The sequence below is a fragment of the Enterococcus sp. BWB1-3 genome, assembly GCF_016745275.1.
GTDB lineage: Bacteria > Bacillota > Bacilli > Lactobacillales > Enterococcaceae > Enterococcus_L.
In genome coordinates this window covers 43,731-65,913 of record NZ_JADOEP010000020.1, presented here as the reverse complement: position 1 = coordinate 65,913, position 22,183 = coordinate 43,731, and the positions used below count along the sequence as shown (strand labels likewise).

Sequence of the window (22,183 nt, the reverse complement as noted above, 5' to 3'; positions counted from 1 at the left end):
ATCAATTATTGGATTGCGTTTATTTTTAAGGTCTGATATCCTCATTTCTAAGCGATTGAAATAGCAAGAACTGCGGTTCTCCTTTTCTTAGTTGAGATCAATCCTTTGCTAATCAATTATTGGATTGCGTTTATTTTTAAGGTCCGATATCCCCATTTCTAAGCGATTGAAATAGCTGAAACTACAATTAACCTTTGTTTAACTGTTGTATCAGTGCTCGAGTCCCTTGTCTTTCTATAAAGGTACAATCTTGTTCTACTTGCGAGATGAGTTCTGGAACGCTGGTCAGATCTTGTCCCCATAGAGATTTGTTGCTCAAAATGGTTGAGACTGCGGTCTCTGGGGTGTTCCAGGCGGTTTGGATCGCAGCAATTACTTCTGTGTCGTCTTGAGGAGTGATTTTATCTCCTCGATAACTCAGGAGTAAGGAAGCCAGAGTAGCGGTCATATATGGCGGCAGCATCTGCTTTTTTTTCGCATATTGCAGAAATACCGGCAGTAAGCGGGCCTGAAATTTTGAGATACTATTTAAAGAAATTGCCGACAATTGGTGATTGGCAAAAGGATTCAGGAATCGTTCCTTGATTTGTTCCGAGTAGGCAATCAGTTCTTCTTCCGGAAGGGAAAGTACAGGAATCAACTCATCTGTAAACAGGTTGTCAATGAAGGTTCGAAAATCGCTGTCTTTCATGACTGATTCAACAGTATCCAGTTCAGCCAGCATAGCTAACGGAACCATTGCTGTATGCGGACCATTCAATAAATGAACTTTGCGTTCTCGATAAGGAGTCATATCATTTGTAACAACAACATTTAGACCGGCTTTTTCCAAGGGGAGTGTCTCTTTTAGTTTTTCAGGTCCTTCAATCACCCAGAGCAGGAAAGGTTCTGCTTTTACCATTAAATTATCGATGTAGCCGTGTTTTTCATTTAGCTCTTGGGCTGTGTCACGAGGATAACCGGGAACGATTCGGTCAACAAGACTGCAGCAAAAGGTATTTTCTGTTTCCAGCCACTGAATAAAGTCATCCCCCAACTGCCACTCTTCGGCATAGGTCAAAACAATTTCTTTCAACCGCTCGCCATTTCGATCAATTAGTTCGCAGGGAATGATAGTGAAGCCTGACTTGTTCAGTTGAAATCTCCTATATAAAAGAGCTGTCAGTTTTGCTGGGAAGCTTTGCTGCGGACCATTATCCAAAGTGTCATTCGGATTATACTGGATTCCGGCTTCTGTTGTATTGGATATAATAAATTCGGCTGCATCATTTTCGGCTAAAGCAAGATATTTTATCCAGTCTTCATATGGATTAATAACTGATTCGACAGAGGAAATAATCTCTGCTTCATTGATAATTTCTCCATTCATCAACCCCTCAAGAATGACGGTATAAAGAGAATCCTGTTCTTTCAACATAGCGCCCAATCCCTGAGCGATTGGCTGGACAATCGTTGCCCGCCCATTGAACAGGTTCTGTTTATTCATTTGCTGAAGCTGCCAGTCAACAAAGGCTCTCATAAAGTTGCCTTCACCAAATTGAATGACTTTTACAGGGAGTGGAAGCTCTTTTTTCAGTATTGCTGCTGATAATTGTTCCATTAGAATGACATCCTTTCTTTGTGTGCACACGTGAACATTTTTGTTTATAATAAGAGGAGAGGTTGTGACAAAGCTTCTCCATGCGACGAGTAATCGCAGGAGTAGAAGTATTCCCCTCAAGAACCAAGTAGGGTAACATGCATCATCTACTCTGACGAGTCAATCGTAGTGATTTATGACAATAAGAAGGATAATCCGAAAATTGTTATGGAGCACTATTCATGAAATGAATAGCTGTGGATTGTTACCTACTTTAGCGCTTTCCATATTTTTGAGATTATTCGGCTTATTTTCGAGGGAGCTGCTTCTAGAACACCATTTATTTGGTTTTAAAAGTTCTGGATATACTAATGTCACAGACTCCTGCTCCAAAAACCAAGTATCAGTACGACTAAAATATTGGCCGTATCTTTTTGTTTATTCTGATTCAATAGCGGATATGTATCCGTACGTTCATTTTTCAGCTGTTAAAGATTTTTTTCTGTTTCCAGCTTGGCTACTGATTTTCTGATTTCCAGTCGAGTTGGGATCTTGACTTGTGAGCTTGTTGTCTGGTTGCCGGCAATCAAATTTAAAAGCAGCTCAGTTCCTTGCCTGCTGATTTCGTTAATTGGTTTATGCACAGTGGTTAATGGCGGATTTAGATAAGCAACGAATGGAATATCATCGAAGCCTATAAAAGAAATGTCCTGTGGAATATGAAGTCCGCTTTCCTCAGCTGCTCGAATGGCTCCGATTGCCATGTCATCATTTGCGCAGAACACCAGTGTCGGCAAATCTTTTAATAAGAGAATTTTCTTCATTTCCTGAAAGCCGCCTTCGATGCTGTAATCTCCTTCAAAAAAATAAGTCACATTGATCGGCAAATGGTGTTTGGTTAGACTGTTTATCAGTCCGGCTTTCCGTTCTCTTGCAGAGCGAAAGCCCTCTATCCCGCCGATACAGGCAATTTTCCTGTGACCCTGACTGATTGCATAATCGATGGCTGTTTCAACACCGGCAGCGTCATCAGCACTGATATTAATAATATGTTTATCCTCCAGCTGCCTATTGAGAACGACAAACGGGATTTGCTGTTGTTTGAGGAAGTCAATGAAGCCCTGATCACTGTCACTCTGACTCATGATAATAATCCCATCGTAACGCTGAAAATTAATCTGCTCCAGGTTTTGAATTTCATCAATTCCCTGAACTGAAAGACCATAGCTTTCGTCAAGTCTGGAATGGATTCCTTTGATTACATCGACAAGAAAACTGGAACTGGTTCCTTCTTCGATACTGGAGAAGAACAGACCGATCATATAATTTTTCTGGTTTACCAGACTTTTTGCATTGAAGTTTGGAACATAATTCATTTCAGCTGCCAATTCATGAATCTTTTTTCGTGTTGCTTCCTTGATGAGCGGGCTGTTATTCAATGCTCTGGAAACCGTCGTATGGGAAACGCCGGCAGTTTTTGCAATATCTTTGATTGTGACCATAGCGCACCTCGAATTATTTTTGTTAACGTTCACATTATAAAACGTGTCGTCGCTTTTGTCAATCTATAAAATGATATGGAATGCCTGTATAAAAGCATTGCACACGTTAAAATTAATTGTAAAATTTAGTAATTTATGTTATCTTAATCAAAAAAATTTGTTTAGATCAGCTGGTGACGATACCATTGGCTTCCTTTAAATCTCAGCAGGAAAATACTTCCGCGAATGAACCACTCTATTGTCATAACTGTATAAATTCCTGTTAAGCCAAAACCAAAATGAATGCCAATCAGATAGCCCACGCCAATTCTGAAGATCCACATTGAGAGTAGTGAAACAACTGTAGTGAACTTAGCATCACCCGCAGCCCGCAAAGCTGCCGGAAGAACAAAACTAATGCTCCAAGAGATAAAGTGCATGACCAGAGCAATGATAAACAAGCGGAAAATCATTGGAAGGATGATTTCCGGAGGATTGAAAAGCTTCATTCCCAGAGGAAACAAGGGCAGCAGGGTCAAATCAACTATTAAGAACGCAATCATACTTAAGATAACAAAAGACTTTGTTAGCTTTTTTGCATCACCGATGTTTCCATTACCAATGCATTGTCCTACAATAGGGACTAGGGAAATGGCCAAGGCATTTGGAATAATCTCAGCCAACTGAATCCATGAAGAAGCGATGGCATTAGCGGCAATGGCATTAGTTCCCAAGCCGACAATCATGATTTGGACGATGATTTTTCCTCCATTAAAAAACATGGCTTCTGCAGCAAAGGGCAAACTGATTCTGACAATTTTTCTGATGAGTGAAAATCGAATCCGAGTGAAATCTTTTTTCTTTAGGAATAATCGTTCACGGTTGGCATAAAGAGTATAGAAAGCAAAAAGCATACCTATACAACGGGAAATATTTACTGAAACAGCTAAACCACGTATACCCATGTTTAATTGGTTAATAAAAATGAAGTTAAATAAAATATACATTGCATTCATCAGCAAAGAAAGCTTTAGTGATGCTTTTGTCTGCCCAATTCCTCGTAAATTTCCATTTACTCCTTCTACAACTGCCTGCATAGGATAGCTGAGAAGCAGTCCTACTAAATAAATTTTTGCATTTTTTAATACAGCAGCTTCTGCATTTCCAAACAGCAAATTAAGAATACCTTCATGAAAAATAAGTAAACTGCCTGTGACAATCAACGCCATTATTACAGCACTAAAAATGGTCCCGCTGCAGACTTTACTTAATTCCTTGTAGTATCGGCGACCGTAATATTGGGCAATCAACACAGTTCCTCCTAAACCAACGGAGGTGAAAATCTGAACGAGAAAGAAATGCAGACTTCCCACCATGTTTACAGCACTGACAGCTTGTGTTCCGGAAGAGCTGATCATAGCAGTGTTGATGAAATTGAACCCTACAAGAAAGAATTGATCAATAATGACCGGAATGACAAGTGAAACAACAAAAGAAAAAGGGATTGCTTTTCCGGAGAAAAGAATTTTAATTTTTTCAGATAATGAGTACAACAGGCATGATCCTCCTAAATTATTTTCATACGGCTATTTGCAAAAAGCAATGCAGGTAAGTTAATTCTATGGCTAATCACCTTAAGCACTGAATAGAGTTTGTTATTAACAGGTGGTTGATCTGGCAAGGAGAGAAGAAGCTGGAAATTTCCTGTTTGCCTTTTGCACTTTTATTATAGGCCGTCTCTAAAATGATTGCTTTATGTTTTTATCCAAGCGGAGCTTGCAGGCTGTTTATTTTTCTAAAATCAATGGTTTGCTTATTTTAAGTATTGTTCTGGCTAGCCCACCTTTCCACTGTGATTGCCTAAAAAGCAGTCTTCAAAGGTAGTAGTGACAAAAGGCAAGGTCTGCCCAAATAGGTATTTGTTCCTCCTTAATCGCTGGTCAAAAGACAGAAATAGGAATGAAGGCCTGCTTGTTGATCTTTCGGTGTTGAGGTTGCTGCAATATAATCTGACTCAGAGCTTTCATCGCTGTGAAGTCGGTAATGAAAAGCTGACTTCACAGCAAAAAATAAAATTGATCATTCCTTCGATAAAGCAATACTCATAAACTTATCGGCAATAGTCTCTTTTTTCTGTATTAATACCACAATCCCTCCTAAATCTAACGTAATTTTATTGTGTTTGTTCTGTGTCGTCCTGCATATAGGTTGTTAGCTGATTGATGATTCATTGACAGGTTTTACCAAACCGCGATAGAGCAGGAGCTGCTTCAGACCATTTAAAAATAGTCAATCAAGGATTGTATTGATTTCTTCTATCAACTGTTCATTTTTTTCAGAATTGTAAGAGCGGATTTTCTCCAGCTGTATATTGTTGCAATTGGCAAGCTGGAAGGCTGATCCAATGTGATTTTCGATGGAAATACGGTCAAAAATCAGATCCTTTGAGAAGCCAATGTAAAAGCCTTGATTTTTCGTCTCAGAGATTCCTGCCATCATTGCAGGAACACCGCCTCTTGAGTTTTTTGCCATGGAGATATCGACGGAGCTGAATGTAATGTCGGAAACGTACTGTTCGGCCAATCCATAGATAAAACCTGCAGAAGCCTGAACATTTCTAGCCGTAATATTTGCAAAATGAATCCGGCGGAAACGTGGCGTTCGTTCATCAAGTGGATAGGGGGTTTTATCCCAAACATAAGACTCATTTCCTTTTGGTCCGCAAAAATAATACAAATTAAGAATAAATGGACAGAGAACGTTATCCATAACAATATTGTTTACACGAATATCTTCTATTGTTCCTCCTCTGCCGCGGCGGGATTTTAAACGAATTCCCCGATCCGTATCTTGAAATATACAATTAGTGATCGTCACGTTTCGGATATCTCCGCTCATCTCACTCCCAAGCACGACCCCGCCGTGTCCATGAACCATTGTACAGTTGGAAATGGTGATGTTTTCACAGGAAACACGTTCAGGAGTATCTTCTGTTCCTGCTTTTACAGCGATACAATCATCCCCTACATCAATATGGCAATTGCTGATTCGAACATTTGTACAAGATTCTGGATTGATTCCATCGGTATTGGGCGAATTAGCAGGATTTTTAATAGTTACATTATCTATGGTTACATTTTCGCATAATAAGGGGTGAACGGTCCAGCTTGGAGAGTCCACCAAGCGTATATCTTTAATTGTGACTCTTTGACATTGATGGAAGCTTATCAGTCTGGGTCTGGGATATTTAAGGATGTCAGAATCATCACGAAAAATTTCCCACCAGCTTTCTCCGCAGCCATCCAAAGTACCGAATCCCGTGACAGCAATATTAGTCTGATTTTCTGCGTAGATACAGGGCGCATAAACTTCGCGCTGGACACCTTCCCAGCGTGACTCAACCACTGGATAGTCATTTTGTGAGGTGGAAAACTGAAGTGCTGCCCCAATCTCAAGATGAAGTTCCACGTTGCTTTTAAGAAAGAGTGCACCTGTCAAATATGTTCCATGAGGAATGATGACCTTGCCGCCGCCGGATTCAAAGGCGGTATCAATTGCCTGTTGAATAAATAGTGTGTTCAATTTTCCTTCTTTTGCACCATAATTTGTGATGTAATACATTTGATATTCTCCTGTCTTAAATTGGTATTAAAAGGTCAACAAAAATTCTTGCCGACTAATTTGACAAATACTGTCATAACAACTGTTTTGTTAACGTGTGCATGCTTTTGAAAGAGAAAAAACTGATAGTAGCTAGTTTTTATTTTTGTTATTTTATTGAAATGTACGGAAATTAATTTCACAAAAGAGTGTTCATTAAAAATATAGTATTTTTGTTAAAATAAATTTATTTGCCTTTTGCAGTATCGTATTTTTCACTAAGTTGATAAATGATTGATATACCAATCATTGTAGCGGTTGCTAAAATAAAATCAAGGCTGTTTCAAAGATAATCCAGTATATTTTTTTAAAGTCAATATAGTATAAAAACGATTAGTTTTAGCCACTAACTTGTCTTGATACTCAAGAAATGTTGACGTGAACAATTATTGATATATAGTTATTGTAAACGCATACTTAAAAATAATTTTTTGGAGGAAATAAAAATGAAAATGAAATTATTTGGACGGACACTTGTTTCAGGTATAGCACTTACAATGTTGTTGTCTGGCTGCAGCGGAAGCAGTTCAGCTGGATCGAAAGTAGAGGGAGCAGGTGTATTGACAGATGAAGAAGTGACTATCAAGTTTGCCTGGTGGGGAGCAGATATCCGCCATGAAGCTATGAAAAAAGTTGTTGAGTTATATGAGGAGGAGCATCCGAACGTTACTGTAGAAGTAGAATACGGCGCTTGGGAAGGCTGGCAGGCTAAAACCTTAACTCAGCTATCTGGTAAAACAGAAGCGGATGTTATGCAGGTGAATTACAACTGGCTGTTCTCTTATGGAAAAGGAAAGAATGTTTTTTATGATTTAAATGAAGTGAAAGATTATTTGGATTTATCCAATTGGGATAAAAAATATCTTGAAGCCATGCAGGTGAATGGCGAACAGGCAGCTGTTCCTCATGGTATGACAGGACGTGTTCCAATGTACAACGAACAGCTATATAAAGATAATGGTTTGGAGCTGCCTCAAACATATGAAGATCTGATTAAAGCTGGAGAAGTTATCGGAAAAGACAATACAGCAACCGGGGAAGACAATAAATATGCTTTCGTCAACATGGGTAAAGTTTCTAAAGATCTATTTATCGCTCAAATGCTCTTTAATAAAACTGGAGAAGTAATGCAGACAGATGGAAAAGTTAATTACTCTGAAGCAGATGTAAAAGAAGTTCTAGAGCAATATCAGGCATTTGAAGATGCAAATGCTTTTCCAACATTTGCACAAGACGGCTCTATTGATACAAATGCCAATCCAGAATGGGTGGAAGGGCAAGCCGGCGGTGTATATGAATGGGCGAACTCATTGGCACAATGGGCAGAGTCCTACAAAGGCGGTGAAGCGAAAGATGAGCTGCTCGTTGGAGACTATCTTTTGCCAGCTGCTGATCAAAACGTGAGTATCTACGTTAAACCGAACTTTGGTTATGCAGTTTCACGTAATTCAAAAAATCCGGAAGTTGCGGCAGACTTTATCAATTTCCTGCTGACAGATGAAGAAGCAGTGAAAGAAACTGGCGATACGTTGGGCATCTCCAGTAATAAGATTACGAATGAGCTTCAAGTGAAGAACAATTTGTTGGAAGGTGTTGTAAAGGACGGTTATGAAAAACTGGATCAATACGAACAAACAGTAATGGATCCATATTTTGAAGATGAAAATGTACGTAATGAACGCTACACAGTAATCGAAGCATTCCGTACAGGTAAGCTGACCGCTGGTGAAGCAGCGAAACAGTATATCAGCAAACAACAAGATGCATTAGATAAGCATTACCAGAAATAATTTGCTGGAAAGAAGAGGTTGTGACAGCCCTCATGAGTGTTTGTCACAGTCCCTTCTTTCTGCTTAAAAGAACATGGGGGCGTGTAGATACTTTAGTTTATTGAGAGGATTTATGAACGATTTTTTTCAACTGATGCATTTCGGTAATTTTCAGCTGGTATTTGCTGCAAAACTTGAAGAGGTTTTACATAATCGTTTAAAAAAAGAAAACCTAAAGGCGAGCAGTCATTCTTTTAAAGTTCCCCGACAGCTGCATCTATCCTATGTGAATCCAAAGGTTTGAGGCTATCCGAATCCCGCTGGTTCATGTGCGTGGTTGACAGGTTTTCTGTTCCACTGAAACAGAAACTATTTCATTATACACATAAGCCTGCTTAATCAATCCGAGTTGTCTGCAGGAGATATAATTATAAAAAATACGATTACGTGATATTGATAAGGAGTTGACACAAAATATGAAAACAAAGAAAAATTATCTGATGTATGTGATGCTTCTTCCATGGCTGATTGGGTTTGTCATTTTTAAAGTTTATCCAATCTGTGCATCTTTCGTATACAGTTTGCAGGAATACCCTATCCTGGGAGATCCGGAGTTTGTCGGACTGCAAAATTATATTGAAATTTTTACTAAAGATGAAACCTTCATGGCGGCGTTGGGTGCTACTTTAAAGTATGTATTGATCGGGACACCTGCTGTGGTGATTGTTTCCTTCATTGTTGCTGCAATTTTGAATTTTAAGTTAAAAGGAGTAAATTTCTTCCGTACAGCATACTACATCCCCTCTATTCTTGGCGGGAACGTAGCAGTTTCCATTTTATGGACAATGCTGTTTGACGTAAACGGGCCGGTCAACACGGTCCTAAGTATTTTTAATTTGGGTGGAGACGTGGCAATCAACTGGACGAAAGATCCAACCTTTGCTATTTTCACTCTAGTTATTTTGAAGACCTGGCAGTTTGGTTCAACGATGCTGATTTTCCTGTCAGCACTTCAAGGCGTTCCACAATCCGTCTATGAAGCAGCTTCCATTGATGGGGCAAGTCGTATCCGCCAGTTATTCAGTATTACGATTCCGATTATTACTCCGGTGATTTTGTTCAATGCAGTCAATGTACTGGTCAAAGCTTTCCAGGAATTTAACTCAGCTTATTTGATCACTAAGGGCGGACCGAATAAATCAACCTATTTTTTAAACTTATATATTTATGACCAGGCTTTTCAAAATGGAAACTACGGCTATGCCAGTGCGTTGACATGGATATTACTGGCAATTATTGGTGTCTTCACGATTGTCATTTTCCGCAGTTCCAATCACTGGGTTTACTACAACGATTAAGGAGGAAACAATAAGATGGAAATGAGCAAGTCAAGAAGACGCATTAATGAAGCTATCCGTTATGTATTGCTGATTATTGTCGGGATTATTCTGATTTATCCGCTGTTGTGGATGATCGGCTCTGCCTTCAAGGAAAACCGAGACATCTTCGGTACGTTAACCCTTTTTCCTCCTGCAGGAAAAGCTGTTATGACAAACTTTCAGGAGGCATGGCAGATTACAAAGGAGAATAATATTTGGTTTTATTTTACCAATACATTGAAATTTTTGATTCCTAAAACAATTTTCACTGTTATCTCTTGTACACTGACTGCCTATGTTATTGCACGTAAGTCATTTAAAGGGAAAAAATTTGTTTTTGGCGCAGTTATTGTTACGTTGCTGATGCCGGAATTGGCATTTCGGATTCCATTATATCTATTGTATCGACAAGTAGGTTTGCTGGATAGTTTTGCTAGTTTGTATGTCAGTGATATTTTCGCCTCCTCTTCCTTCTTCATCTTTATGATTGTTCAGTTTATGCGGACGATTCCAAAAGAATTGGATGAAGCAGCTGTTATGGATGGCTGTAATGATTTTCAGATTTTATGGAGAGTGATTGTTCCGGTAATTAAACCAATTTTGATCACTGTTGCATTGCTTAGCTTTATGTGGGGAATGAATGATTTCCAGGGTCCATTGATTTATTTAAACAGTGCAGATAAGACAGTCCTGTCTGTTGTGCTGAAACAGCAGTTGGATGGAGAAGCGATGGTCAATTACGGTCGAGTCTTTGCGGCTTCTTGTTTGGGACTGCTGCCGATGATTGCACTGTTCTTTGCAGGTTCGCGATATTTTGTTGATGGCGTTGCAAGTACAGGTGGTAAAGAATAATAGGTCAGGAAAGGAATAGAAAGATGACATTCTTAATAAAACGAATAATGGCACAGGCCATTGATTTCTTTTTAGGTATTCTGCTGCTTTTTGTATGTTTCGGTCTGTTGCTGCCTCAAGTAAAGCTGATTATTTCAAATGATGTGGTTCGATCAATTTTAGGGATGCTTCTTTTCGTCCTTGCCTATTTTTTGATTCAATATCCATTTATGATAAATGGACAGACAGTTGGCAAAGGCTTTTATCGCCTGCAAATTATTTCCACAGATGAAGAACGGACGGATGTTCCTGCAGCTGTCGTATTTCAACGGGAAATCCTGTGTAAGCTGATGAGCTGCTTCTTTATCTGCGTACCGATGCTGACTGGCAAATTAGGCGGGCATGAGGAAGCAACGCATACGAAACTTATTGAACTGAAAAAAGTTCGGGTAAAGAGAGAAATAGAAGAAGTGCAATGAAAGAATAAGGAGCAATGTGATGGAAATGATTAAGCAGTATTTTGATGAACTTCTCGCTGATTCTTCTCCGGAGAAATCCGTTTGGAATCAGGAAGCGATTTTGGAAAAGAAAAAGCCTCACTGGAGTTACATCGATGGCTGTGTATTAATTGCTGTTCAACGAATGTACAATGTAACAGGAGAGAAACAATATATTGACTTTCTAAAGAAGTTCATTGATTATTTCATTAATGAAGAGGGTGAAATTCTAGGTTATTCGCTGGAGAGTATGAATTCAGATTCCATCAATGAAGGGAAGGTTCTCTTCGACTTATACGATCAGACGGGGGAAGAGAAGTATCGGAAAGCACTTGACCGATTATACGGTCAGTTGGAAAAACAGCCGCGTACTGAGAGCGGCAGCTTTTGGCATAAACTGATTTATCCCAACCAAATATGGTTGGATGGGTTGAACATGGTTCAGCCCTTCTATCTGGCCTATGGTCTGCGGTGGCTGGCTGGAAACAATCTGTCAGACGTATTAATTCAATTTAGAAATGTACAGAAATACATGAAAGACCAGCAAACCGGATTACTTTATCATGGCTATGATGAAAGTAAAAAGATGTTTTGGTCTGATCAGAAAACGGGCTGCAGCAAGAGCTTCTGGAGCCGTTCAATCGGTTGGTACGCAATGGGATTGATTGACACAATTGAACTCCTTCAGACCACCTGTTCGGAAGCTGCCGAAGAGCTGTCTGTTTACCTGGTTGAATTAATCAATTCTATAATGGTGTATCAGGATCAGGAAAGCAAGCTCTTTTATCAGGTGACGGATCAGGCAGATCGACTAGGAAATTATCTTGAGACCAGCGCCTCGTGTGCAATTGCGTATATTTTGATAAAGGGTGTAAGACTTGGAATTATTGATCAATCATATGTGGAAAAGGGTGGGGAAATTCTTAGAGAGGTTATGAATCAAAAGATGGTTCAAGAGAATGGACGGATCAAACTAAAGGACATTTGTCTGGTTGCCGGCTTAGGCGGAATGCCTGGAAAGGGAGAGTATCATGAACGGGACGGCACTTATGAATACTATATTTCTGAGCCTGTAGTAAGTGATGACGGCAAAGGAATTGGTCCCTTAATCTATGCTTATTCTGAATATATGGAGGCAACGGTTGATTCGCTGTTTGAATGACTGGATAAGTGATACATGCTGACTATCTAATTCCAGTATAACAGGAATGGATAGCCTCTTCCGGTATTGGAATATTTTTTTGAAAAAGTATAGGGAACCAAGTCAAATAATCCAGTTTTCCCTAAAGTTTGCTTGGAGAATATCTTAGTAAATGATCGAGCTGTTCCCCCTGTCTTCATTAGTTTGGCAGGAAAGAGGGAATAGATCGATCATTTTCACCGTGTTTGGATAGGAGCAGGAGTGTTTTTTCTGCTGTACATTTCTCGTCATTAATGAGAACATATTTCCCCTCTGTTAGGGAATAATACACTTGGTCTCTTGATTCATCTGAATAAATGATTACTATTGAATTTGATATTTTATCAGTAATTGCTTGTATACATAATGTTGTGCAGCTCTCAAATGCTAATTTTATTTCCTTAATACTAGAAAATTTTACATTTTCAAAATAAGAAAACAATTTTCTTATTTTTTCTTTATTTATCTTCATAAGATTTCCTCTTACTGATCATTTTTGAAAAGCCGAACTATTTTCAGATTTAGGAATTTTGACTGTTCGCCTTTTGGAAAATTGACCCGGACGATCTGCAGCTGCTGCCGAAAAATTTTCTCTAAGAATCCGAACGATCCTTTTTGCAAATATCGTCTAAATCAAAATATTTAAATGTTTCTTCAAATGAATTATAGGTTCTGAATCTAAAATATCTCTCATTTAAGTCTTCTGTAGACAATTGCTTTTTATAAACAGCTGCACAATCAAATATTACTGATATAACAAAAGGAATTTGCATATCTGCTATATTATCTGCAATCGAGAACTGAGGCCTATTTAGATTAAGCAGGTGTGAATGGATTATACAAACCAGTGAAGCATACGTCTCATTTACTAATAGTTTATCCTCTAGTAAGAATTGTACATCTTCCAAGTTTCCTTTTTGTTCTGGTTCTGCCCAATGAAATTTATAATCCTGATCCTGATAAATCGCAATAAGCAGTTCCTTGTCTTCATGTTCAGCTACTTGCTTCAGTCTATTCGTAATTTCAAGAAATTTTTTACTAGGAATTTTTTCATAATGTAACAGTTGCTCCGCTGTAATTTCCATTACTTAACACCTTTCTGATCCTTTTTAAGGAATTGCATCCTAGCATCTGGTAAATCTCTATAGAAACTGACAGAACTGTCTTCGTTTACAAGTACACAGTCTTCTTCATTATATACATGATCATAAAAATACTTTCTCATGTAATCTTTATTTTCAATAGTTTCACTATTGATTCCTTTTCTGAAATACCTAACCAGGTTGTATACAAGCTTAAAGAATGAATGGACCATATCTCTTCTGCTTCTTCTAAGGACACATTGCTTGCCAATTTTTTCAATACTATCTTTTATAAATTTCACTTCTACTTCAGTTTCTGAAAGATCAGGAAATTCTTGAATATAATCATATAGACATTTTTCCATTATGGTTTACACTTTTCTTATTGATGATTTTGAATCAAGCCAAAGTGATCCTTAGTTGGAATTGTATGAAACGGATCAACAAGAGATTGACCCGTATCGTTTCCATAATGTTTTATTAGAAAGGCTACATGTTATGAGAAAAAGACTCATTAATTTTACTTCGTAGCAAAGAAAACGCTTTCTTCTTTCGGTATTAAATGTTACAATTAAAACGAATTAAACACCACAGAAAGGAGAATATATATAAATTAGTTACACTAATTATATTTCAAAGTAAAAAAAGAATAAGGAGAGTACTTTATGAAAATTAGTAAATTGAAAGTCGCGCTAGTTATGATTACCATCCCGTTTGTATTGTCTGTTAAAGCAAGTGCTGAAGAAAGCACTATAGCTGGAAATGAAGGTAGCAGTCTAGGACAAGTCATTATGCAAAATGAGCGAAAAAGATCAGTTTCTGATTTCGACTTAAGTTCTAAATTGATAGATTCCGAAACAAAATTACTAGTTGCCGCTAAAGAACAATTAGGGAAAACATTCGAAGACAAATTTAGTTCTGAATACTTCAATTTCCTAAATGAAGTTGCCAATACTGACAAAATTAAAATTGGATCATCCGAAAGTGAAAACATTGAATTTAATGAGTTTGCTTCCATTTATACAAACCGAATTGGTTCGATTACGCCTATTACCGAAATTGAAACATCTACATTAGATATGTTTAACGCGCGCACGTCACTTTTGAACAAAACTTACAATGAGATAAAAGAAGAAAATAGAGCTTCAATTTTAGCAGCTGAAAATGCCGGTAGTAGCCGAATACAATCTAGAACGGGATTTGGTGTTTATAGCGCAACAACATATGCTAAAAAGCATGCTAAAAGCTACAACACTAATTATCGTGCGTTCCCTTCAGACTGTACTAATTTTGTTTCACAAATTGCTAACGCTGGTGGAAAAAGCCAAAGTTACTATCAAAATGCTAGTGGAATGACTTGGTATTATGTAAACGCTTTGTCCTACTCACCAACATGGACTTTAGCACACCAGTTTTTTGTATATTGGACAGCCAGTGGAGCATCGACTTCTCAGTACACAACTAAAACCTCTGCTCAACAAGGAATGACTGAAGGTACTTTCGTAGCTTATTGGAAGAAAAACACCTATGAAATTACTCACGCTTCATATGTTAGCCAAAAATCTGGCACTAAAGCATATATCACACAGCACACAACTGATCGCTTAAATGAAGCATGGGACGGTCTTGACGTTTCTGCTTACAGTTCATTTATTCTATTAAAATTCTAAATTTGATATAATTACAGATAAATGATAGCGTTTATGGAGGAAAATCATGAAGAAAGCAAGCCTAAATACAAAACTTAAAATAATATTTTTCACAGTTATTGCTCTATTTTGTTTCACACATTTAACGCCTGAAATCGCTCTTAGATCCAATATTTTTTTCTCTGGTCATTTTAAAGAAGCTTTTTCAAGCAAAGTAGAGAAGTCAGAATCTACAGAAAAAGAAAAGTTTAGGTATTCAATTTTTTTCAAAGTTTCTCCTCCTCCTTTGGATGATAATACACATTCCTATTTAGAAACATATGAAGTAAAATCAGTATTTGGAATTTTTTATTGGGCCAAATATTTTGGTGAAGCATAAATACTGACTACATCAGCTCTGGTCAACTTCTAATGATCGGAGTCTTTTTTTCTTTATTTCTACATAATCTCCAAATTGTTGCACGTACTCTCGGCTATAATGATCACAAGTAAAATAATACTTGCCATATACCTTTTTTGCCAACTCTCCGCAGTCACATTGCACATATACTATCATAGAATCATTACATGGTGTTTTCGGTATCTTCCATTGATCAAATATTTGTCTTCCCATTAAACACTCCTCTAGTCATTTCTTTTTACTGATCATTGATTCAACACAGGTATTTTCCTGTGAAGCCCGATCAGCAGTATTTGATTTTTATTTTAATGATCTGGTTGCGTTTTAATCATCTTTTTTTGTATTATTTAGTTACAGACATCGCTTTAAGCGCAGTTTCTGATTTACTGGATAATTGAACATTTCTTTTAGAGAGGAGAACCGCAGTATCTTAGTGATTTTATTCATTTAGAAATAGTGCTCCTACGGTTCTCTCTCCGTTGAGATCCTCGTCGCAAACGCATCAACTTAGAATAGCGTTGGCTATCGGACCTCTGGGATGCAAGCAATTGATTCTTTAAGAACAGAAATCAATTGGTATCAAAGTAAGAAAGGAGAACCGTATGAGACATATTATTTATAGTGGTATGATGGATGGCTTGGTAATAGAACGCTGCACGCGGCATGAAGAATATAAAATGGTAAAGCATTGGCATCCAGAAGTTGAATTTCAATATTTTCTTTCGGGAAAACGTCTGTTTTTTATTGAAAACAAGGATTATGTGTGTAAGCCCGGCAGCTTAGTGATCGTTGATTCCAATCAGGTTCATAATACTGCTTCTGATAAAGAATTGTTTCATGACCGGGTACTTCTCTCTTTTGAAAAGGAAAAGTTTCAAAAGATTTTAGCAGACACGGATTTTGATATGGATGAATTTTTCAGCTTATATAACGGATTGATTCAGATTCCTGAAACAGATCGTTCCTATTTAGAATGGCTATTGATGGATCTGGCTAATGAAGTGAAAAAGAAGCAGTCTATGTATCAACTGTCAGTACAAGTACGCTTAACGGAGTTGTTTGTCTATCTGACGAGATTAAAGACCAGCGGGCCGCGTGAAAAGAAAGTGGCGAATACAAATGAAGTAGATGAATTGGTTAATCGAGTTGCCCTATATATTCGGGACTCGTATAAAACAGCCGGTTCTTTACAAAATATAGCAAAATATTTCTATTTAGATAAGAGCTATTTATCCAGAATATTTAAACGTTCGACGGGCTATACCGTTTCTGAATTTACGAATATTCGAAGAATCCAACAATCACAGAAGCTGTTGGAAGACACAGATTGGACAATTGCTAAAGTAGCAGAAGAAGTAGGCTATCAAAATATGACCTATTATAATCGGGTCTTCAAAAAATACATTGAAACTTCTCCGCTCCAATACCGTAAAAAGAAAATTGCTTACAGGAAGAGTCTGCGTGAAAAAAATAATAATTAATTGGACTTGGAGGATATACTTTCACTTTGATCTAATCCTTGCAGCACAGTAGATTAAACGTGACGAGTTGCCAATTAGACATGTTTGTGCCGAGACTCGAACAAAGTCCTTCAATTCTTAATAGCTTTGCCATTTAGAAATTGATGAGATCGAAACGAAGTCCTTCAATTCTTAATGGCTCTGCCGTTTAGAAATTGATGAGATCGAAACGAAGTGTAGTGTAGTGAGACTTGTAGATACAAGAATTTTCTTTAGTATAAAAACTTTTAGTGATGGTATGTGCAGCTCTAATAGAAATGAACTTGTCGACAGTTATTACTGCAGTAAGAGATAGGGGGATGCGAAGCCATTCTGATAAATGTGTAAGTAGTCAAACGTTAATAGGGACTGTACATAAAGACCTTTGAACACCATTTAAGAGGATGTGACAGAAGTATGTTACATCCTCTTAAATGTGTTAGGCAGGAAATTTTCTTAAATGAATAAGCTATCCAAGCAGCTAATCTTGCTTCCTTTACTTTCATAGTAACGCAGCATGTCATCAATTTTTCGCTTATCATAACTGGTAATGCAATCTGATAACACCGTAACGTCATAATCTGCCTTACGCAAGTTATAGCAGGTTGATTTCACACAAGCAACAGCGTCTGCTCCTGTGATATAGAAATCGCTTATTTCATTAGCTGTAATAAACGCTGTAAATTCTTCACTGGTTAATGCGTTGCCCTTATACTTTGTGAAGATATTTTTTGAGACTATTTTTAAATCAGGAGCTAATTCAGCGCCGGAAGTACCAGTTTTAAATGTCCGCGTGCCGGCTGATAAATTTTCATGTCGAATATAAGCAACATGAATCTCCTGTTTGACTGCCCAATCAATAGCGGTATTGATATTTCCGATAATTTCCTTGTAATTTTTTGTGATGTCGTTTTGAATGTCGATGATGACTAAAGCTTTTTGCTTCATGGCTTTTCCTCCTGATTAAGATCTATCTGAAAAATTTGTTTCTGTAATAATTGTCAGACAGATATTAGTAATTGATTTGTTTAATCTTTATTATACCTGGCAATTGTTGACATCAGTATGGCAACAATCTATAATGGAAAAAATAAATTTTGAAAGGCGGCTGTTAGATGAAGGTGGAAAGACTTGTCAGTATTATTATGATTCTTCTTGATAAAGAACGTGTGGGTGCACAGGAGCTGGCTGAAAAATTTGAAGTTTCACCCCGAACAATCTATCGGGATATAGATTCTATCAATCTGGCAGGAATTCCTGTTCGTTCAGTATCAGGAGTGGGCGGCGGCTTTGAAATCATGCAGAATTACAAGGTAGACAGAAAAGTATTTTCGCCAACTGATCTTTCCACGATACTGATGGGGCTTTCCAGTCTTTCCGATATGGTGCATGGGGATGAACTGGTTAATGCTCTTGCGAAAGTCAGGAGCTTTATCCCTGCTGACAGAGCGAAAGACATTGAATTAAAAACAAATCAATTACTTATAGATTTGAGTCCTTGGATGAGCAACAGGAATATACAACCCTATCTGGAAAGAATCAAAACAGCTTTACAGGAAAACAGACAGCTTTCGTTTGACTATACAGACCGTCACGGAAATAAAACCGCACGAACAGTTGAACCCTGTCAGCTTGTGTTGAAAAGCAATCACTGGTATATGTATGGGTATTGCTGTGAAAGAAATGATTTTCGCTTATTCAAACTATCTCGCCTGTCAAACCTGCAAATTCAAGAAGTGGTTTTTTCACCGCGCGACTATCAAAAACCGCAGCTGGATGTTAGTGATGTTTTAGCAGAAATGGGAACACATATTACCCTTCGTTTTCATCAATCTGCTATAGAAAGGGTGCTTGATTATTGTACAGTTGAAGACTTGTTGGACGATGGTGATGAGCATTATATCGTTCGCTTTCCCTTTATAGAAAATGACTATTATTACAATATTCTTTTCAGCTTTGGCGATAAATGTGAATGTTTAGAGCCAGCACATGTCCGCATAGAAATAAAGCGCAGAATACAGGATATAGCAGCCATATATAAAAGTTAATACAGGAAATACGATGGAAAAGCAGCCTTAAAAATAGAGCAATATTCCACAAAGTTCGGATGGATTTCTTGCATCAATTACTGAATAATGCATAAGGCAGGATGGATTTTCCCGTCAAGAAGGAGCATATATCCAGCAGAGTTTTTCTGTTGACAGAAATTTTTTCCTATGCTAACCTTTACAACATCGTAAGAACCAAAAAAATTGGAGGAACCGGACATGACATTCAGCAAAACTGTTGCAGTTAAATCTTGCTGTTGTTGTATGGTGCTAAAAAGCAGCATACCATTTTGTCATGCCTGTTAACTGCCCAATTTTTCGATTATTTTTGATACCATGAATAGGAGCTTTTCTATTCTTTAGTGACGACCTAATGGAAATTCAAGGTGCTGATTAATAGTCAGTACCTTTTTTGTTGTTTAAAAAAATGTTAAAGGAGTTTACTATGATTATTGATTCTATCCAAGCAGCTGTCGGTCATACCCCGCTGCTGCGTTTCACCCATCGTGAGTTTGCTGAAATTCCTAAAGGCTCCTCAGTTTATGCCAAGCTGGAATACTTGAATCCCGGTGGTAGCATCAAAGATCGTTTAGGTGTCTATCTGATTGAGGTCGGGTTGGCAAGCGGCAAGATAACCAGAGAGACGACGATTATTGAATCTACTGCCGGTAATACGGGTATCGGTATTGCTATTGCAGCACTTGCTTTCGGTTTGCGGACGATCTTTGTGGTTCCGGAAAAGTTTAGTTTGGAAAAGCAGGCATTGATGCGGGCTCTAGGGGCGGAAATTGTTCATACACCTACCGAAGAAGGAATTATCGGGGCGATTGCCAAAGCTGAAAAGCTTCAAGAAGAATTTGCAGACAGCTATCTGCCTTCGCAATTTGAAAATCCTGCCAATCCCCAAGCCTATTATCAATCGCTTGCTCCTGAACTGGTCGCCGATCTTGGTGAGTCAATCACCAGCTTTGTGGCGGGGGTTGGCAGCGGCGGAACATTTAGCGGAGTTGCACGTTACCTGTTGGAAAGAAATACGGCGATTCGTTTAATCGGTGTAGAACCGGAGGGTTCAATTTTAAACGGCGGAGCAAGTCACAGTCATGAAATCGAAGGAATTGGGGTCGAGTTCATGCCGACCTTTCTGGAGGGGCTGCCTATCACTGGTTATGCCGCTATCACTGATTCGGATGGATTCGCCATGACCAGAAAGCTGGCTCGGGAACATGGGCTTTTAGTGGGCAGTTCGTCAGGAGCTGTAATGGTCGCAGCATTGGCAGAAGCGGCACAATTACCTGCCGGCAGTCAGGTGGTCACGATTTTCCCTGATGCCGGAGATCGTTATTTATCCAAAAATATTTATTCGCGGGAGGACTATTAATATGCATATCAATACGAAACTAATTCACGGCGGGATTTCAGAAGATAAAACGACTGGAGCAGTTAGTGTACCAATCTATCAAACCTCTACGTACAAACAAAATGGAGTTGGGCAGCCAAAGGAATACGAGTATTCCCGTTCAGGTAACCCAACGCGTCATGCATTGGAGGAATTAATCGCAGACTTGGAAGGCGGTGTACAGGGATTTGCATTTGGCTCAGGATTAGCGGGTATTCATGCGATCTTGTCCTTATTTGTACCGGGAGATCATCTGCTTATGGGTGACGATGTTTATGGCGGAACTTTTCGTATATTTGAGCAGGTTTTTGTTAAAAATGGTTTGGAGTATACGATTGTTGATACAAGTGATCTGGCAGATATTGAGAAAAATATACAGCCAAATACCAAGGGGCTTTATCTGGAATCTCCCAGCAATCCATTATTGAAGATTACAGATATCAAGTCTGCAGCTGATATTGCTAAAAAGCATAATTTAGTTGTGATGGTGGATAACACTTTTGCTACTCCTTATTTCCAGCAGCCGTTAGCCTTGGGGGCAGATATTGTGATTCACAGTGGAACAAAATACCTCGGCGGACACAGCGATGTGGTCTCTGGCTTAGTGACGACGAATGATCCTAAGCTTGCTCAAGAGCTGTCCTTTTTACAAAATGCGATAGGGGCTGTATTAGGTCCGCAAGACAGTTGGCTGATGCAGCGGGGGATTAAAACATTAGGCGTAAGAATGGAGGAACATCAGCGAAATGCATTAGCGGCAGCAGAATTTTTAACAAGCCATCCGGCAGTCGCCAACGTTTATTATCCTGGGCTGTCCAGCCATAACGGTTATGAGGTGGCGAAAAAACAAATGAGCGGCTTCAGTGGTATGATTTCTTTCGAATTAAAGAATGAAGCTGCTGCAACTGCTTTTGTTGAAGCACTGCAGCTGTTCACTTTAGCAGAGAGCCTGGGCGGGGTGGAAAGTTTGGTGGAAGTTCCGGCAGTCATGACGCATGCATCAATCCCGAAAGAGAAAAGAGAAGCTGCAGGAATTAGAGATGGGCTGATTCGTTTGTCGGTGGGACTTGAATATGCAGGGGATCTCTTAGCGGATCTTGAACAGGCATTTGAAAAGGCTGGTGCCTAACTATAGGTCTGGAATTTATGCTGATTTTTAAAGAATGGACAGCAGATTACGATGAGGAGGTCAATGGTGGTAATCCGGAGTATTAGAAAGTATTTGCCAGCTATTGAAAAATATTGGATGAGATCATCAAGGCTTCCAGTGAAATAGTGCTGGAGTTTGAGAGTGATATCGGCAACTTGATAGAAAAACCGATCACTGCGGGAAAGACTGTTTATCTGGTAGAGCCTTCTCCGGAAATGCGAAAGATTGCCAAAGGAAAAACAAGCCTTCAAAATCCAACTTTTTATGCTGGTGGTATGGAAAACTTCCCTGAATTACCGGCAGTGGTTGATGTGATCGTTTCAAACAGGGTGTTTCATCAGTTGAGAGCGGCTGAAAAAAAGAGGGCCGTTGAGAATTGTGGTCAATTGTTGTCAGAGGGCGGAAAAATCATATTTGGTGATACAATGTTTCTATCTCAGGCGACTTATGCTAAAATCGTAACAGAGAAAAAGCTTTGGGAGAATTCAATCTTGCAGCAGATTTGGAGCGGGTGTATTATCCGCTCATGGTCGACCTGAAGGAAGGTTTTACCAAGAACGGTTTTCAGACCATCTACCGCCAA

At 38.7% G+C, this 22,183-nt stretch carries 21 protein-coding genes; 13 read left to right on the top strand and 8 right to left on the bottom strand.

The genetic code is table 11. The features are described 5' to 3' along the window. Positions 1-187: 187 nt before the first annotated feature. The 4 genes from IW492_RS13285 to IW492_RS13270 form a co-directional block, all read right to left on the bottom strand. Positions 188-1,600, bottom strand: a complete 1,413-nt coding sequence (locus IW492_RS13285) for a tagaturonate reductase (protein WP_202068121.1) — start codon at positions 1,598-1,600, stop codon at positions 188-190. A gap of 467 nt (positions 1,601-2,067) precedes the next feature. Further along, positions 2,068-3,081, bottom strand: a complete 1,014-nt coding sequence (locus tag IW492_RS13280) for a LacI family DNA-binding transcriptional regulator (RefSeq protein WP_202068120.1) — start codon at positions 3,079-3,081, stop codon at positions 2,068-2,070. 161 nt (positions 3,082-3,242) lie between these two features. Beyond that, positions 3,243-4,613, bottom strand: coding sequence for an MATE family efflux transporter (locus IW492_RS13275; protein ID WP_229442620.1), 1,371 nt, complete (start codon positions 4,611-4,613; stop codon positions 3,243-3,245). Positions 4,614-5,349: 736 nt separating this feature from the next. Further along, complete coding sequence (locus tag IW492_RS13270) at positions 5,350-6,681, bottom strand: glycoside hydrolase family 28 protein (RefSeq protein WP_202068119.1); 1,332 nt, start codon at positions 6,679-6,681, stop codon at positions 5,350-5,352. A gap of 485 nt (positions 6,682-7,166) precedes the next feature. Between IW492_RS13270 and IW492_RS13265 the strand changes: the two genes are divergently transcribed. From IW492_RS13265 to IW492_RS13240, 6 genes are all read left to right on the top strand, one after another. Next, positions 7,167-8,510, top strand: coding sequence for an ABC transporter substrate-binding protein (locus tag IW492_RS13265; protein WP_202068118.1), 1,344 nt, complete (start codon positions 7,167-7,169; stop codon positions 8,508-8,510). Between the two features lie 112 nt (positions 8,511-8,622). Further along, on the top strand, positions 8,623-8,793 hold the full coding sequence (locus tag IW492_RS13260; RefSeq protein ID WP_202068117.1) for a hypothetical protein: 171 nt from the start codon (positions 8,623-8,625) through the stop codon (positions 8,791-8,793). 172 nt (positions 8,794-8,965) lie between these two features. Then, the gene (locus tag IW492_RS13255) at positions 8,966-9,847 is read left to right on the top strand and encodes a carbohydrate ABC transporter permease (protein WP_202068116.1); all 882 of its coding nucleotides are present in this window, start codon (positions 8,966-8,968) and stop codon (positions 9,845-9,847) included. A gap of 15 nt (positions 9,848-9,862) precedes the next feature. Further along, the gene (locus IW492_RS13250; RefSeq protein ID WP_202068115.1) at positions 9,863-10,720 is read left to right on the top strand and encodes a carbohydrate ABC transporter permease; all 858 of its coding nucleotides are present in this window, start codon (positions 9,863-9,865) and stop codon (positions 10,718-10,720) included. A gap of 23 nt (positions 10,721-10,743) precedes the next feature. Beyond that, the gene (locus IW492_RS13245; RefSeq protein ID WP_202068114.1) at positions 10,744-11,178 is read left to right on the top strand and encodes an RDD family protein; all 435 of its coding nucleotides are present in this window, start codon (positions 10,744-10,746) and stop codon (positions 11,176-11,178) included. Between the two features lie 19 nt (positions 11,179-11,197). Next, a complete protein-coding gene (locus IW492_RS13240) occupies positions 11,198-12,358 on the top strand; it encodes a glycoside hydrolase family 88/105 protein (RefSeq protein WP_202068113.1) in 1,161 nt (386 codons plus the stop codon). Between the two features lie 178 nt (positions 12,359-12,536). Here the strand turns inward: IW492_RS13240 and IW492_RS13235 are convergent, their stop codons facing one another. The 3 genes from IW492_RS13235 to IW492_RS13225 all read right to left on the bottom strand — a co-directional run bounded on the left by IW492_RS13235 (position 12,537) and on the right by IW492_RS13225 (position 13,823). Then, positions 12,537-12,848 (bottom strand): hypothetical protein, encoded by a 312-nt coding sequence (locus IW492_RS13235; protein ID WP_202068112.1) that lies wholly within the window; start codon positions 12,846-12,848, stop codon positions 12,537-12,539. Positions 12,849-12,969: 121 nt separating this feature from the next. Further along, positions 12,970-13,461, bottom strand: a complete 492-nt coding sequence (locus IW492_RS13230) for a hypothetical protein (RefSeq protein WP_202068111.1) — start codon at positions 13,459-13,461, stop codon at positions 12,970-12,972. Continuing rightward, the gene (locus tag IW492_RS13225; RefSeq protein WP_202068110.1) at positions 13,461-13,823 is read right to left on the bottom strand and encodes a hypothetical protein; all 363 of its coding nucleotides are present in this window, start codon (positions 13,821-13,823) and stop codon (positions 13,461-13,463) included. Before IW492_RS13225 ends, IW492_RS13230 begins: the two co-directional genes overlap by 1 nt. Positions 13,824-14,123: 300 nt before the next feature. Between IW492_RS13225 and IW492_RS13220 the strand changes: the two genes are divergently transcribed. The 3 genes from IW492_RS13220 to IW492_RS13210 all read left to right on the top strand — a co-directional run bounded on the left by IW492_RS13220 (position 14,124) and on the right by IW492_RS13210 (position 16,988). After that, complete coding sequence (locus tag IW492_RS13220) at positions 14,124-15,128, top strand: amidase domain-containing protein (RefSeq protein ID WP_202068109.1); 1,005 nt, start codon at positions 14,124-14,126, stop codon at positions 15,126-15,128. 46 nt (positions 15,129-15,174) lie between these two features. Then, positions 15,175-15,486 (top strand): hypothetical protein, encoded by a 312-nt coding sequence (locus IW492_RS13215; RefSeq protein WP_202068108.1) that lies wholly within the window; start codon positions 15,175-15,177, stop codon positions 15,484-15,486. A 623-nt stretch (positions 15,487-16,109) separates the two neighbouring features. Then, positions 16,110-16,988, top strand: coding sequence for an AraC family transcriptional regulator (locus IW492_RS13210; protein WP_202068107.1), 879 nt, complete (start codon positions 16,110-16,112; stop codon positions 16,986-16,988). A gap of 474 nt (positions 16,989-17,462) precedes the next feature. Here IW492_RS13210 and IW492_RS13205 read toward each other — a convergent pair whose 3' ends face one another. Continuing rightward, positions 17,463-17,954 (bottom strand): cysteine hydrolase family protein, encoded by a 492-nt coding sequence (locus tag IW492_RS13205; RefSeq protein WP_202068106.1) that lies wholly within the window; start codon positions 17,952-17,954, stop codon positions 17,463-17,465. Between the two features lie 167 nt (positions 17,955-18,121). On the opposite strand from IW492_RS13205, the gene IW492_RS13200 reads away from it, so the two are divergent. From IW492_RS13200 to IW492_RS13185, 4 genes are all read left to right on the top strand, one after another. Beyond that, positions 18,122-19,054: a helix-turn-helix transcriptional regulator gene (locus IW492_RS13200; protein ID WP_202068105.1), complete on the top strand. Its 933-nt coding sequence runs from the start codon at positions 18,122-18,124 to the stop codon at positions 19,052-19,054. A 445-nt stretch (positions 19,055-19,499) separates the two neighbouring features. Then, complete coding sequence (locus IW492_RS13195) at positions 19,500-20,432, top strand: PLP-dependent cysteine synthase family protein (RefSeq protein WP_202068104.1); 933 nt, start codon at positions 19,500-19,502, stop codon at positions 20,430-20,432. Between the two features lies 1 nt (position 20,433). Further along, the gene (locus tag IW492_RS13190) at positions 20,434-21,579 is read left to right on the top strand and encodes a cystathionine gamma-synthase (protein ID WP_202068103.1); all 1,146 of its coding nucleotides are present in this window, start codon (positions 20,434-20,436) and stop codon (positions 21,577-21,579) included. Positions 21,580-21,692: 113 nt separating this feature from the next. Beyond that, entirely contained in the window at positions 21,693-22,139 is a 447-nt protein-coding gene (locus IW492_RS13185; protein ID WP_236671916.1) for a class I SAM-dependent methyltransferase, read from the top strand. Positions 22,140-22,183 lie beyond the last annotated feature (44 nt).

Excerpts from the sequence above, each read along its gene's own strand:
- IW492_RS13285 (WP_202068121.1), bottom strand. The coding sequence starts at position 1,600 with ATGGAACAATTATCAGCAGCAATACTGAAAAAAGAGCTTCCACTCCCT.
- IW492_RS13280 (WP_202068120.1), bottom strand. The coding sequence starts at position 3,081 with ATGGTCACAATCAAAGATATTGCAAAAACTGCCGGCGTTTCCCATACG.
- IW492_RS13270 (WP_202068119.1), bottom strand. The coding sequence starts at position 6,681 with ATGTATTACATCACAAATTATGGTGCAAAAGAAGGAAAATTGAACACA.
- IW492_RS13265 (WP_202068118.1), top strand. The coding sequence starts at position 7,167 with ATGAAAATGAAATTATTTGGACGGACACTTGTTTCAGGTATAGCACTT.
- IW492_RS13260 (WP_202068117.1), top strand. The coding sequence starts at position 8,623 with ATGAACGATTTTTTTCAACTGATGCATTTCGGTAATTTTCAGCTGGTA.
- IW492_RS13255 (WP_202068116.1), top strand. The coding sequence starts at position 8,966 with ATGAAAACAAAGAAAAATTATCTGATGTATGTGATGCTTCTTCCATGG.
- IW492_RS13250 (WP_202068115.1), top strand. The coding sequence starts at position 9,863 with ATGGAAATGAGCAAGTCAAGAAGACGCATTAATGAAGCTATCCGTTAT.
- IW492_RS13245 (WP_202068114.1), top strand. The coding sequence starts at position 10,744 with ATGACATTCTTAATAAAACGAATAATGGCACAGGCCATTGATTTCTTT.
- IW492_RS13240 (WP_202068113.1), top strand. The coding sequence starts at position 11,198 with ATGGAAATGATTAAGCAGTATTTTGATGAACTTCTCGCTGATTCTTCT.
- IW492_RS13235 (WP_202068112.1), bottom strand. The coding sequence starts at position 12,848 with ATGAAGATAAATAAAGAAAAAATAAGAAAATTGTTTTCTTATTTTGAA.
- IW492_RS13230 (WP_202068111.1), bottom strand. The coding sequence starts at position 13,461 with ATGGAAATTACAGCGGAGCAACTGTTACATTATGAAAAAATTCCTAGT.
- IW492_RS13225 (WP_202068110.1), bottom strand. The coding sequence starts at position 13,823 with ATGGAAAAATGTCTATATGATTATATTCAAGAATTTCCTGATCTTTCA.
- IW492_RS13220 (WP_202068109.1), top strand. The coding sequence starts at position 14,124 with ATGAAAATTAGTAAATTGAAAGTCGCGCTAGTTATGATTACCATCCCG.
- IW492_RS13215 (WP_202068108.1), top strand. The coding sequence starts at position 15,175 with ATGAAGAAAGCAAGCCTAAATACAAAACTTAAAATAATATTTTTCACA.
- IW492_RS13210 (WP_202068107.1), top strand. The coding sequence starts at position 16,110 with ATGAGACATATTATTTATAGTGGTATGATGGATGGCTTGGTAATAGAA.
- IW492_RS13205 (WP_202068106.1), bottom strand. The coding sequence starts at position 17,954 with ATGAAGCAAAAAGCTTTAGTCATCATCGACATTCAAAACGACATCACA.
- IW492_RS13200 (WP_202068105.1), top strand. The coding sequence starts at position 18,122 with ATGAAGGTGGAAAGACTTGTCAGTATTATTATGATTCTTCTTGATAAA.
- IW492_RS13195 (WP_202068104.1), top strand. The coding sequence starts at position 19,500 with ATGATTATTGATTCTATCCAAGCAGCTGTCGGTCATACCCCGCTGCTG.
- IW492_RS13190 (WP_202068103.1), top strand. The coding sequence starts at position 20,434 with ATGCATATCAATACGAAACTAATTCACGGCGGGATTTCAGAAGATAAA.